A 12,268-nucleotide genomic window follows, 5' to 3' on the forward strand; every position below is an offset into this window, starting at 1 on the left:
GGGTGGCGGGCCGCGGGGTCCGGGTGGCGGTGCGCGTACCCGCCACGACGCGCGGGCGCCTGGCGTCCGCCGCACCCCCGTCTCGTCCTCGGCGCATGGCGTGCCTCCCTCTCCCTTGTCCGGGCCCGACCGGTCCCGTGTCGGTGTCCGGCCGTCGGTGACCGGTCACCGGCGGATCGCCGGCCGATCGCCGACCGATTCATCCGGTGAACGATGCATATCGCCGTTGACGTTCCGGTTCACCCGATGTCCACCCGTACGGGTGAGGAGGTCGCCCGGCCGGGCGAGGAAAGGCCGAAGGGCCGGCAGGGGCGTGATGCCCCTGCCGGCCCTTCGGGTGCGGACGGACCGGAAGGTCAGTCCTTGTCGCCGACGGCACTCCCGGCGCCCTCGGCGGGAGCGGCGTGCTCGGCCTCCAGCGCCTTCAGCGCCGGGTCGAGGACGACGGACTCCTCGCGGTGCGTGGTCGGCTCCTCCGGGAAGTGGCAGGCCGTGAGGTGGCCGTCGCGGTTGCCGGAGATCTGGACCAGCGGCGGCTCTTCCGTCGCGCACTTGTCCTGGGCCTTCCAGCAGCGGGTGCGGAAGCGGCAGCCCGACGGCGGGTTGACCGGGGAGGGCACGTCGCCGTACAGGCGGATGCGCTCGCGCGGCTCGCCGTCCTCGACCTCGACCTCCGGAACGGCCGACAGCAGGGCGTGCGTGTACGGGTGACGGGGACGGTTGTAGATGTCGTCCCGGTCGCCGACCTCGACGACCTTGCCCAGGTACATCACCGCGACGCGCTGCGAGAAGTGCCGCACGATCGCCAGGTCGTGCGCGATGAAGACGAACGCGATGCCGAGCTCGTCCTGCACCTTCTTCAGCAGGTTGACGACCTGCGCCTGGATGGACACGTCGAGCGCGGAGACCGGCTCGTCGGCGACGATCAGCTTGGGGTTGACCGCCAGGGCGCGGGCGACGCCGATGCGCTGGCGCTGACCGCCGGAGAACTCGTGCGGGAAGCGGTTGTAGTGCTCCGGGTTCAGGCCGACGAGCTCCAGGAGCTCCTTGACCCGCTTGTCCCGGCCGCCGGGCGGGTTGATCCCGTTGATCTCCATCGGCGACTTGATGATCGTGCCGACGGTCTGCCGCGGGTTCAGCGACGAGTACGGGTCCTGGAAGATCATCTGGATCTCGGACCGGATCGGCGCCAGTTCCTTGCGCGACGCACGGGTGATGTCGTTGCCGCGGTAGGTGATGGTGCCCGCGGTGGGCTCCATCAGGCGGGTGATCAGCCGGCCGGTGGTCGACTTGCCGCAGCCGGACTCGCCGACGACGCCGAGGGCCTCGCCCTCGTGGACCACCAGGTCCACGTTGTCGACGGCCTGGACCGCGCCGACCTTCCGCTTGAACGGGAAGCCGCCGTACACCGGGAAGTGCATGGTCAGGCCCTTGACCTCGAGCAGTGCCTTGCTCTCGGCCGCGGGCGCGGGGGTGGCCTCGGGCTGCTTCTGCTCTGGGGCGGTGAGGTTGTCGCTCATGTCTCGGTGCTCCCTAGCGCAGCCGGGGCTGGATCTTGTCGATGAATATGGACTGCTTCTGCTCCGCCGTCAGGTGGCAGGAGGTGTCCTCGTGCCTCTCGCCCAGCGCGGGCGAGACGGTCGTGCACAGGTCGCCGGGGACCTGGTCCTTGAAGACGCAGCGCGGGCTGAACCGGCAGCCGGTGGGCAGGTTGAGCAGCGAGGGCGGGGAGCCGGGGATCGGCTCCAGCGCGATGTTCACGTCGCTGTCCAGCCGCGGCATCGAGCTCAGCAGGCCCCAGGTGTAGGGGTGACGGGGCTCGCGGAGCACCTCGCGGACGGTGCCGCGCTCCATGGCCCGGCCGCCGTACATCACCATGATGTCGTCCGCCATGTTGGCGATGACGCCCAGGTCGTGGGTGATGAAGACGATGGCGGAGCCGAACTCCTGCTGCAGGTCCTTGAGCAGGTCGAGGATCTGCGCCTGCACCGTCACGTCGAGCGCGGTGGTCGGCTCGTCCGCGATCAGCAGCTCCGGGTCGCACATCAGGGCCATGGCGATCATGGCGCGCTGGCGCATGCCGCCGGAGAACTGGTGCGGGTAGTCGTCGAAGCGCAGCCGGGGCTGCGGGATGCCGACCTTCTCCAGCATCTGGATGGCGCGGTCCTTCGCCTCCTTCTTGGAGGCGCCCTTGTGCTTCATGTAGGGCTCGGACAGCTGCCGGCCGACCGTGTAGTACGGCGACATGGCGGTCAGCGGGTCCTGGAAGATCATCGCCATCTTGTTGCCGCGGAGCTTCTGCAGCTCGCGCTCGGAGGCGGTGAGCAGCTCCTGGCCGTCGAGGTTGATCGAACCCTCGATGGTGGTGGTGTCCGGGTTGTGCAGGCCGAGGACCGTCAGGTTGGTGACGGACTTGCCGGAGCCCGACTCGCCGACGATGCCGAGGGTCTTGCCGCGCGCGACGTCGAAGGAGAGGCCGTCGACCGCCTTGACGATGCCGTCCTCGGTGGAGAAACGCACCCGCAGGTCGCGGACCGAGAGGAAGCTGTCGGAGCCGGCCGGGGCCGCCGCGTCCTCAGTCTTGGTCAGAGTGGTCACTGTGGATCGTTCCTTAGGAGAGCCGGATGCGCGGGTCGACGTAGGCGTAGGCGATGTCGCAGAGCATGTTGAACACCAGGATGAAGAAGGCGCTGAACAGCATGACGCCCATGGTCAGCGGGAGGTCCTTGTACTGCGCGCCTTCGACCGCCAGGCGGCCGATGCCGTGGAGCGAGAACGTCAGCTCGGTGACCACGCCGCCGGAGAGCAGCGCCGAGATGTCGATGCCCAGCACCGTGATGATCGGGATGAGCGAACCGCGCCAGGCGTAGCGGAAGAACACGTACTTGCGGCTCATGCCCTTGGCACGGGCGGTGCGGACGTGCTCCTCCTGGAGCTGCTGGATGAGCTCGGAGCGGGCCATACGCGTGTACTGCGCGGTGAAGATCGTGGACATCACCAGGATCGGGATCCACAGACCGGCCAGCCAGCCGAAGGGGGTCTCGGTGAAGGGCACGTACTTGGGGTACTCGAACCAGCCGGTGCTGTAGACGAGGGCGAGCAGGACCAGCGGGCCGAGGAAGTAGATCTGGAAGGAGCTCAGCACCATCGAGGCGCCCGAGGACACCTTGTCGATCGCGCTGCCCTTCTTGTACGCCGCGAGCATGCCGGCGCCCAGGCCGACGACCAGGAAGACGACCATGCCGCCGAGGGTCAGCGACAGGGTGGTGGGGAAGTTGCCCTTGATGCTTTCCCAGACCTGTTCCCCGGAGCTGAAGGAGACACCGAGACAGGGAGCGGGGCAGTGACCGGTCGGGTAGTCCCGGCCCATCACGATGCCGGACACGAACTCCCAGAACTGCACGAAGACGGGCTGGTCGAGGCCGAGTGCCGCACGGATGTCGGCGAGTCTCGCAGGCGAGCAGTCCTTGCCACACGCCAGCGAGGCATAGTCGGACGGTCCGGCGATGAAGAGGAAGAAGGTCGCCGCGCTGATCAGGAACAGGGTGACGACAGCACCGACCGAGCGCCGGATGAGGAACTTGAACATGGCGGGAAGGCTGCTCTCTGCGGAGACGGGGAAGGCGGGAACTCGCGGAACCGCGGGGATGCGCTCCGCCTGGTGCGCATCCCCGCGGTCAGCCGTAAAGCCTTACTTCTTGAGGAAGAGGCTGTTCACGTCGATGTAGCTGGACTCGACGCTGTAGCGGGCACCGCCGATGTTCGAGCCGAACAGCTGGAACTGCTTGGCGTACCACAGCGGGGCGGCCGGGATGACCTCCTCGAGGATGTAGTGGTGCGCCTCCTGCCAGGTGGCCTGGGCCTCCTCGGGCTTCTGGTTCAGGGCCTTCTTGATCAGCTCCTGGACCTTCGGGTCCTTGATGTGCGAGTAGTTCGAGCCACCGTCGCTGACCAGGTCACCGTCGTAGATCGGGGTGACGACCGTCGCGGCGGACGGCCAGTCCTGGCCCCAGCCCGTGATGTAGGCGTCGTACGGGTTGTCCAGCTTGCCGATCTGCTCGTAGAAGCTGGCGGCGTCGATCTCCTTGGCCACCACGTCGAAGCCGAGCGAGGTCAGGGCGTCCTCGACGGCGACCTTGCGGAGCTGGCCGGCCTCGCTGCCCGGGTAGGCGTAGACGATCTTCTTGTCGGCGGCCGGAACGTCCTTCAGGAGTTCCTTGGCCTTCTTGACGTCACCCTGCGGCGTCTTCAGACGGCCGTAGGGGTCGTAGTCGGGCTCGTAGCCCGGCAGGGTCGGGGCGAACAGGTTCGGCGCCGCGTCGCCACCGTAGACGCCACCCTCGGTCGCGATGAGCGACTTGGAGTTGATGCCGACGGCGATGGCCTCACGGACCGTCTTGTTCTTGACCTTGTCCAGGTTGAAGGTCAGCTGCATCACGTAGGGCTGGTAGCCCTGGACGGTCCGCGCCTTGATCGACTTGTCCTTGAGGACCTGCGGGATCTTCGGGCCGTCGATGCCGCCGGTGAACTGGATCGCGCTCTTGTCCTCGCCGTTGTCGGCGATCAGACGCTGGGTCTGGGTGGAGCCGGTGACGCCGATCTCGAAGTTCCAGGCGTCCGGGTACGCGTTGCGCACCGCGTCGGAGGCCGGGTCCCAGTTCTCGTTGCGGACGAGCTTGAGGGACTTGCCGCTCTTGAACTCTTCGATCTTGTAAGGACCGGTGGCGACCGGGGCCTTGTCGTACTTCTCCTTGGTGTCCGTCTCCTCGGGAACCAGGGAGTAGCCGGGCATGGCCAGCGTCTGCGGCAGGTCCAGGCGCGGGGTGTCGAAGTGGAAAACGATGGTCTTGTCGTCCGGCGTCTCCAGGACCGAGTCCGGCAGGTGCTTCTTGCCGAAGCCGCCGTCCGGCAGCGCCTTGCGGTAGTCCGCGCCGCTCAGCCAGGTCTGCAGGTAGGACGGACCGTCGAAGATGAACTTCGCGTAGGTGCGCTCGACGGTGTGGCGGACGTCGGCCGAGTTGATCGGGTTGCCGTTGGCGTCCTTCAGACCGTCCTTCAGGGTGAAGGTCCAGGTCTTGCCGTCGTCGGACATCTTGCCGGCGTCGGTGGCGAGGTCACCGACGACGGACAGGTTGCCCTTGTCGTCTTCCTTGAAGTTGGTAAGACCACGGTGGATCAGGTTCGAGAAGAGACCGGCGTCCGAGACGTAGATCTGACCCGGGTCCAGGTGGGTCAGGTCGGTCTCCATGTACGCCTTGATGGTGCCGCCCTTCTTGGCACCGGCAACCTCGGGAGCCGGGCCCTGGGAGGCGGCGGCGTCCGCGTAGACCATGGGCTTGGCCTGGTCCTTGGCGGCGTTCTGGTCCTTGGCGTCCGTCTTCGGCTTGGCGCCGTCGTTGCTGGAGCAGCCGGTCAGGGCGAGCGAGCCGGCCGCGAAGGCGACCACGATCGCGCGGCTGGTGCGCGAGTTCATCAGTCTCATTGGGTGATTACCTACCTGTCGGTTTGTTTTCCTGAGTACTGCCTGACGCGGCTGGCAGCCGACGTTGGGGGCGGCAGTCACCCCCCACCTAGGACGACGTCACCGTCCAGACTTGGGGTCGAACGCGTCCCGCACCGAGTCTCCGAGGAGGTTGAAGCACAGGACGAAGATCACCAGAGCCACACCGGGGAAGAAGATGAAGGCCGGTGCCTGCTCCGTGTAGTCGGCGCCGTTCGCGAAGAGACGGCCCCAGTCCGGGGTCGGCTCGACGAAGCCCACGCCGGCGAAGGAGAGGAAGGCGATGCTGAGGATGACGCTCGGCAGCGTGTAGGTGAACTGCACGAGGATCGGGGACACCACGTTGGGCAGGATCTCCTTGAAGAGGATCCGCCAGTTCGAGGCGCCGGAGACCTTGGCAGCCTCCACGAACTCCCGGTCGCGCAGCGCCAGCACGGTCGAGCGGACCAGGCGGGACATGCCCATCCAGCCGAGGATCCACAGCACGATCAGGATCGCCAGGGCCCGGAAGTAGGTCGGGGTCTCCTCCCGCGGGTCCACGAAGAACGCGGTGACCACGGGCATGAAGGCGATGAAGAACAGCTGGCTGGGGAAGGCGAGGAAGAAGTCCGTGACCCGGCCGATGAAGTAGTCGGTCTTGCCGCCGACGAAGCCGCCGATCAGACCGATGACCACTCCGGTGCCGATGGTCAGGATGGTGACGCCCACCGCCATGAACAGCGAGGTGCGGATGCCGAAGACCATCATCGCGAACAGGTCGCGGCCGAGCTGCGGCTCGACACCGAACCAGTGATCGGCGGACACGCCGCCGAAGGAGCCCAGCGGGAGACCGAACTCGTCGAGCACCGGGGTGTCGGCGTACGACGGGTCCTGGCCGTACAGGGTGTACGGGTCGGTTCCGCTCAGCATGGTGAGCAGCGGGGCCGCGAGGCCGATGACGAAATACGCGAGGACGACCCACGCGCAGATCACGCCGGTGCGGTCACGCTTGAAGCGCATCCACATCAACTGACCGGGGGACCGGCCCTCCAGCGACGCTTCCGCCTCCTTGGGCTTCGCCTCGCCGTCGGCGGCGACCTTGGTCGCGCTGTCCTCGATCTCGATCGGACTTGTCACTGTTCGCCCATCTCGCGTCTGGGTGTGCCGCGTTCGGCATCCGAAGCACCTGTGCCGGATACCGGGCCGTCGGCCGGATCATGAAGTGTCAGAGAACCCGGGTGGTGGCGGGCCGCCACGTACCTACGCGCGTAGCGCTGTTCGCGGGGACCACCGGGAGTGGGTTCAGAGCCAGTCGTCGAGCCCGCAGGCCTGGACGCGGCCGGCGGACGACCGGGCCCACAGGCTGCTTGTCACACCACCCATGGGACTCCTCCTCATGACTCCACGTGTTCACCAACAGGGGAGGGAGCACGCCACTGCCACGTCACCACCGGAGACGGCGGCAGATGGACGAACACCCCCCATGGCGTCGATGGTTCGTACCGCGTTCCGCAGAGGCAGCGGACTGTTCACCGAAGCGCCATGCCGCTAACTATCTGCCATGACCCCGGACCGGGACCACTGTCTATTGGTCTCGGTTCAATCACATCTCGCACCCAAATTCCCAGACTCCAGACATTCCGACGACCACGAGAAGCCCACGAAACGGACGTGTTACATGGCTACCGGTCGAAGCGCGCCGAATACCGGACATCGCGCAAGTCAAAGAGCTTGCGTCCGAGGTGCCCCGGAACGCCCGGAAGCCCGGGCGCCCCCGCTGGGGCGCCCGGGCTTCCGGGAACAGGCCGTGCGCGGCCGCGTGGCGGCCGGCCGGGTGGGTCAGGAGTGCTTGGCGCGGGAGGCCGTGCGGGCGCGGTCGCGCTGGTCGAGGACGGCCTTGCGGATGCGGACCGCCTCCGGGGTCACCTCGACGCACTCGTCGTCGCGGCAGAACTCCAGGGACTGCTCCAGCGACAGCTTGCGCGGCGGCACGATCGCCTCGAACGAGTCGGCCGAGGCCGACCGCATGTTGGTGAGCTTCTTCTCCTTGGTGATGTTGACGTCCATGTCGTCGGAGCGCGAGTTCTCGCCGACGATCATGCCCTCGTACACCTCGGTGCCCGGCTCCACGAAGAGCACGCCGCGCTCCTGCAGGTTGGTCATCGCGAAGGCGGTGACGGCGCCGGAGCGGTCGGCGACCAGCGAGCCGTTGTTGCGGGTGGTCAGCGTGCCGAACCAGGGCTCGTGGCCCTCGTGGATGGAGTGGGCGATGCCGGTGCCGCGGGTCTGCGTCAGGAACTCCGTGCGGAAGCCGATCAGACCGCGGGAGGGGACGACGAACTCCAGGCGGACCCAGCCGGAGCCGTGGTTGGACATGTTGTCCATCCGGCCCTTGCGGACGCCCATGAGCTGGGTGACGGCGCCCATGTGCTCCTCGGGCACGTCGACGGTCAGGCGCTCGACGGGCTCGTGGACCTTGCCGTCGACCTCCTTGGTGACCACCTGCGGCTTGCCGACGGTCAGCTCGTAACCCTCACGGCGCATCTGCTCGACCAGGATGGCCAGCGCCAGCTCGCCGCGGCCCTGCACCTCCCAGGCGTCGGGGCGCTCGGTGTCCAGGACGCGGAGCGAGACGTTGCCGATGAGCTCGCGGTCCAGGCGGTCCTTGACCTGCCGGGCGGTGACCTTGCGGTCCTTGACGGCCGCCTTGTTGTCGGCGCCCTTACCGGTGGCGCCGCGGCCGACCAGCGGGGAGGTGTTGGTGCCGATGACCATGGAGATGGCCGGCTCGTCCACCTGGATCAGGGGCAGGGCGACCGGGTTCTCCGGGTCGGCCAGCGTCTCGCCGATGGTGATCTCGGGGATGCCCGCGACGGCGCAGATGTCACCGGGACCGGCCACCTCGGCCGGCTTGCGGGTGAGCGCCTCGGTCATCAGCAGCTCGCTGATGCGGACGTTCGAGACCGAGCCGTCGCGCTTCATCCAGGCCACGGTCTGGCCCTTGCGCAGCTCGCCGTTCATGACGCGCAGCAGCGCGATGCGGCCGAGGAAGTTGTCGGCGTCCAGGTTGGTGACGTGCGCCTGGAGCGGGGCCTGCTCGTCGTACGTCGGCGCCGGGATGTGCTCCAGGATGGTGGAGAAGAACGGCTCCAGGCTGGTGCTGTCCTCGGGGACCGTGCCGTCGGCGGGCTTGGTCAGCGAGGCGACGCCGTCACGGCCGCAGGCGTAGACGATCGGGAACTCGATCTGGTCCTCGTCCGCGTCCAGGTCGAGGAACAGGTCGTAGGTCTCGTTGACGACCTCGTCGATGCGGGCGTCGGGACGGTCCGTCTTGTTGATGCACAGGATGACGGGCTTGCGGGCCATCAGCGCCTTGCGCAGCACGAAGCGGGTCTGCGGCAGCGGACCCTCGGAGGCGTCCACCAGCAGGACGACGCCGTCCACCATCGACAGACCACGCTCGACCTCGCCGCCGAAGTCGGCGTGGCCGGGGGTGTCGATGATGTTGATGGTGATGGGCTCCCCGCCGTCCTTGGGGTGGTACTTCACCGCCGTGTTCTTGGCGAGGATCGTGATGCCCTTCTCACGCTCCAGGTCGTTCGAGTCCATGACGCGGTCGTCGACGGACTCCAGCTGGTGCGCGGCGAAGGCGCCGGCCTGCTTGAGCATGGCATCGACGATGGTCGTCTTGCCGTGGTCGACGTGGGCGACGATGGCGACGTTACGGATGTCGTGGCGCGTGGCCATATTGCGACTATCTCCCGGAGTGTGAGGTGGCCGACGCACGCCTCGGTGGGTGGCGCGGGGCCTTCTGCCGGGCTGTTGCACGCCACGGCCTTACCCCATCGTACGGGGGTACGGCGGCTTTTCCCGCCCCAGGGAGAGTCTGCCCAGCTCATCGCCCATTTGTCCGCCTCCGCAGCGTCGCCCGTCGCCCCGTTCGGCGCCCGTCGGCGGCCCCTGCGGCGCCCGGGGCGGTACGCCTCCCGTGCCGGAGCGGCCCCGCCCCGAGGAGGGGGCGGGGCCGCTCGACTGCGCGGGGATCACTTCTTCAGGAAACCCATGTCCTCGTGGACGGGGGTGCGGAACCCGAACGCCCCGACGTTGGCGACGGTGCGCCCGACGGCCACCAGCTGCGGCCGCTGGTACAGCGGGACCGACCCGGCCGCCGTCCAGATCCGCTCGTCGGCCCGCCGCATCAGTTCGCGCCCCTCCTCCTCGTCCAGCTCGGCGACGGCCCGGTCGAAGAGCTGGTCCACCTCGTCCGTGCCGACCCGGGTGTAGTTCTGCTCGACCACCAGCGACCCGTCGGCCGCCGGGACCGGCTTGGCGAAGATCGGCCGGGCGTCGGTGGCCGGGTAGGCCGAGACCGGCCAGGAGTACAGCGCCAGGTCGTACTGGCCGTTGGCGACGTGGTCCTTGAAGTAGCCGTCGTCCGGCACACGGGTGATCTCGGTGCGGATGCCGACCCGCCGCAGCATCTGCTGGACGCGGTCGCCGACCGCCCGCAGCGACTCCGAGCCCGGGCCGGACGGCAGCACGAACCGCAGCGAGAGCGGGCGGCCGTCCTTGGCGAGCTGTGCCGTCTCCGCCCCGGCGGGCGCCGCGGTGCCCCGCGGGGCGTAGGCCCCGGGCATGCCGCCGCCCTGCTGCTCGTGGGCGTCCCGGGCGGGCTTGTTGTCCTCCCCGACCACGTAGGTCGCGTCGCCGTCGTCCTCCTCCGCGACCGAGGGGGACGGCGAGGCCGCCGCGGACGACGCGGGCGCGGAGGCCGCGGTGGAGGGGGATCCGGTGGAGTCGCCGGTGCCGGCCGGCCGGGAGCCGCCCGGGGACGGCGAGGTCGCGGGCTTGCCGCCGGGCCCGTTGCCGGCCGCGCCCGCCACCCCGGCGGCCGGCTCCTTGACCGGGCCGCCCGCCTTCCAGCCGGCCTCGGCCAGCAGTGACAGCGCCTTCTCGGTGTCGTGGCCGCCGAGCGCCCCGCTGCCGTCGGCGTAGTGCGGCTGCCCGGCGAGCGCGACATGGCTGCCGACCGGATCGGTGGGCAGGCCCAGCGGTCCCAGCACGGTCTTCGCCAGTTCCTCGCGGTCCAGCGCCCTGGCCACCGCACGGCGCACCCGTTCGTCGGCGAGCGGGCCCTGGGAGCCGTTGAGGGCGAGCTGGGTGTAGGCGGGCTCCAGCGACTTGCGCACGGTGTACCGGCCCAGGCCCTGCTGCTCGGCGGCGAACTTCTTCTCCGCCTCGGCCCGCTTCGCGCGCGCCGTCCGCTCGGCCGCGGCGGCCTTCGCGTCGGAGCCGTGCAGGGCGGCCCAGGAGAGGGTGGCCGCGGCGGCCCGCACCGTGCCGGCGACGCCCGCTCCAGGCGCGCCGGTCAGCAGCAGGGGCGCGGCCGCCTTCGCGGCGCCGGGGCCCATCAGCGGCTGCCCGGACCCGCCGGGCGCGGGGGTGCCCTCGGGACCGGGGGCCGCGGAGGTGATCCGGCGCGCCTGGGCGCCGTCCACCTCGGCGACGTCCAGCCTGCCCGCGACCAGCTCGGCGGTCCGCTTCTCCCGCGGCACCGCGCGCAGCTCGATCCGGTCCAGCTTGGCGGCGTCGCCCCACCACCGCTTGTTCCGCTCCAGGGTGACGTCACCCCCGTCGCGGTCGACCTCCTTCACGGCGAACGGGCCGGCGGTCACCCGCAGCTCGTTGCGGGCCCCGTTGTTGAAGGCCTCCGCGGTGCCCATGACGTCCTTGGGGTACAGCGGGGTGAACAGCGAGCGCCAGTCGGCGTAGCGGCGGGCGAAGGTGACCTCGACCTCCCGGTCGTCCTTGCCGCGCCGGACCCGTTCGATCCGGTCGTAGCCCGCGTTGTGGGCGGTCCAGAAGGCGCTGTTGCGTCCGGACAGCGCCTGCCACTGGGCGGCGAAGTCGGCCGCGCCGATCTTCCTGCCGTCGCTCCAAACCGCCGCCCGGTCGAGCTTGTAGCGCACCACCTGCTTGGGCTCGGTCTTCACCACCTCCGCCGATTCCAGGAACTCGGCGGCGCGCTGCGGGCGGCCCCGGGAGTCCAGCCGGAACATGGCGGGCAGCACGGCCTGGGCGACGCGGGTGGTGGTGGCGTCGGCGTCGGACTGGAAGGTGTTCAAGGTCTGCGGGACGGAGTCGACGGCCCAGCGGAGGGTGCCGCCGTCCTTGATCCGCTCACGGGTGGCGGGCGCGATGTCCGGGCCGGCCAGCGGCTCGCTCGACTGCTCCCCGGAGCCGCAGCCGGACAGCGTGGTCACCGCGAGCAGGCCCGCGGTGAGAAAGACGACCGAGCGCATGACGGCGCGCGGTCCGACACGGTGGTGGTACGTCACTGCTGCCTCCGGGGCGAGCCGCTCCTCGTACGTCCGGGCAACGCGGCCTGCGGTCGATTTTCCCGATTTACCGATCAGATTTATGGCTCACTGAAGGCGACGCCACGCACTCCTGTCCCCCGACACGGCGACAGTTCGCCGCGGATCCCACCCGTTGGGAGCAACATGCGGCCGAACGGGGAGGGGTCCCGGGGCCGTTCCGGGCGTGGGGGTGCGGTGGCGCGGACCGGATCACTGTCGGTCACTACGCGTCCACCCACAGCCTGCACCTGGCCTGATTCAGACGCATACCGGTCGCGAGCGGACGCACCCGGCCATACGCTCCCCCCTGTGATGCCCACCCCGTCACCATCGACCCGCACCCGGCCCCACCGGCGCACCCCTGTGCGCCGGTGGGGCCGGGTGCGGGTCGATGGTGACGGGGTGGGCATCACAGGGGGGAGCGTATGGC

At 69.4% G+C, this 12,268-nt stretch carries 7 protein-coding genes; all 7 read right to left on the bottom strand.

The window, feature by feature from the left end:
• Window positions 1-356: 356 nt before the first annotated feature.
• The 7 genes from ACOV8S_RS15495 to ACOV8S_RS15525 all read right to left on the bottom strand — a co-directional run bounded on the left by ACOV8S_RS15495 (window position 357) and on the right by ACOV8S_RS15525 (window position 11,781).
• Window positions 357-1,520: an ABC transporter ATP-binding protein gene (locus ACOV8S_RS15495; RefSeq protein WP_448318404.1), complete on the bottom strand. Its 1,164-nt coding sequence runs from the start codon at window positions 1,518-1,520 to the stop codon at window positions 357-359.
• 13 nt (window positions 1,521-1,533) lie between these two features.
• Complete coding sequence (locus ACOV8S_RS15500; RefSeq protein ID WP_448318405.1) at window positions 1,534-2,598, bottom strand: ABC transporter ATP-binding protein; 1,065 nt, start codon at window positions 2,596-2,598, stop codon at window positions 1,534-1,536.
• Window positions 2,599-2,611: 13 nt separating this feature from the next.
• Window positions 2,612-3,589, bottom strand: a complete 978-nt coding sequence (locus ACOV8S_RS15505; protein ID WP_448318406.1) for an ABC transporter permease — start codon at window positions 3,587-3,589, stop codon at window positions 2,612-2,614.
• Window positions 3,590-3,691: 102 nt separating this feature from the next.
• Entirely contained in the window at window positions 3,692-5,482 is a 1,791-nt protein-coding gene (locus ACOV8S_RS15510) for an ABC transporter substrate-binding protein (RefSeq protein WP_448318407.1), read from the bottom strand.
• 99 nt (window positions 5,483-5,581) lie between these two features.
• Window positions 5,582-6,616, bottom strand: coding sequence for an ABC transporter permease (locus ACOV8S_RS15515; protein ID WP_448318408.1), 1,035 nt, complete (start codon window positions 6,614-6,616; stop codon window positions 5,582-5,584).
• A 702-nt stretch (window positions 6,617-7,318) separates the two neighbouring features.
• A complete protein-coding gene (gene typA, locus ACOV8S_RS15520; protein ID WP_448318409.1) occupies window positions 7,319-9,226 on the bottom strand; it encodes a translational GTPase TypA in 1,908 nt (635 codons plus the stop codon).
• Window positions 9,227-9,522: 296 nt separating this feature from the next.
• Entirely contained in the window at window positions 9,523-11,781 is a 2,259-nt protein-coding gene (locus tag ACOV8S_RS15525) for an ABC transporter family substrate-binding protein (RefSeq protein ID WP_448318872.1), read from the bottom strand.
• Between the last annotated feature and the right edge of the window lie 487 nt (window positions 11,782-12,268).

Source organism: Streptomyces sp. CO7 (assembly GCF_053474865.1).

Excerpts from the sequence above, each read along its gene's own strand:
- typA (WP_448318409.1), bottom strand. The coding sequence starts at position 9,226 with ATGGCCACGCGCCACGACATCCGTAACGTCGCCATCGTCGCCCACGTC.
- ACOV8S_RS15525 (WP_448318872.1), bottom strand. The coding sequence starts at position 11,781 with ATGCGCTCGGTCGTCTTTCTCACCGCGGGCCTGCTCGCGGTGACCACG.
- ACOV8S_RS15495 (WP_448318404.1), bottom strand. The coding sequence starts at position 1,520 with ATGAGCGACAACCTCACCGCCCCAGAGCAGAAGCAGCCCGAGGCCACC.
- ACOV8S_RS15510 (WP_448318407.1), bottom strand. The coding sequence starts at position 5,482 with ATGAGACTGATGAACTCGCGCACCAGCCGCGCGATCGTGGTCGCCTTC.
- ACOV8S_RS15505 (WP_448318406.1), bottom strand. The coding sequence starts at position 3,589 with ATGTTCAAGTTCCTCATCCGGCGCTCGGTCGGTGCTGTCGTCACCCTG.